The sequence below is a fragment of the Collinsella sp. LCP21S3_A3 genome, assembly GCF_052118905.1.
In the GTDB taxonomy this organism is placed as follows: Bacteria; Actinomycetota; Coriobacteriia; order Coriobacteriales; family Coriobacteriaceae; genus Collinsella.
Genome location: NZ_JBQKGH010000055.1, coordinates 1 through 545 on the forward strand (window position 1 = coordinate 1; position 545 = coordinate 545).

Sequence of the window (545 nt, forward strand, 5' to 3'; positions counted from 1 at the left end):
CACTCGACGCGGGCGAGCTCGGAGACCGCCGAGGCGGTGCAGCGGACCGCCAGCCACGCCACCCAGTCCTCGAAGTCGCGCGTGAAGCGCGCCCCGTGCCGCGCCCAGGGGACGGCCTCGGTGCGCACGCCGTGCTCCGGGCAGCGCACCCTGCAGGGCGCGTACTCCAGGTAGCAGGCCGAGCGCGCCAGGTCCATCGCCCTCCACAGCCTGGGGGCCCCGCGGTTCGCCATGTCGTAGAAGTCGCAGGCCCTGCCGCATACGGGGCAGCGGCGCTGCTCGCGCTTGTAGGGCCGGACGCTCACGACGATGCGCTCGGCCTCGATGCGCGCGCCCAGGACGACCGTGCGGGCCAGACCGAGGGCGAGAAGTAGTAGACTCTTCATGCGTCACACCTCTTCGGTTGTCTGAATTTGGCTTAGCAATCATAGGCGGATGACGCGGAAACGGCCCCTCCCGGGGCCGTTTCAGTTCCAGATCGTTGTTTTCGCCCGCTGAGCTGGGCCTATGCCGGAATCTCTCCCACAGAAACCACCGAAGAGCCA

General features: G+C 68.8%; 1 protein-coding gene. It reads right to left on the bottom strand.

Annotated features, from left to right (window positions below):
- The coding region (locus ACTQ0H_RS09310) for a helix-turn-helix domain-containing protein (RefSeq protein WP_441538321.1) at nucleotides 1–386 on the bottom strand (386 nt) is incomplete at its 3' end.
- Between the last annotated feature and the right edge of the window lie 159 nt (nucleotides 387–545).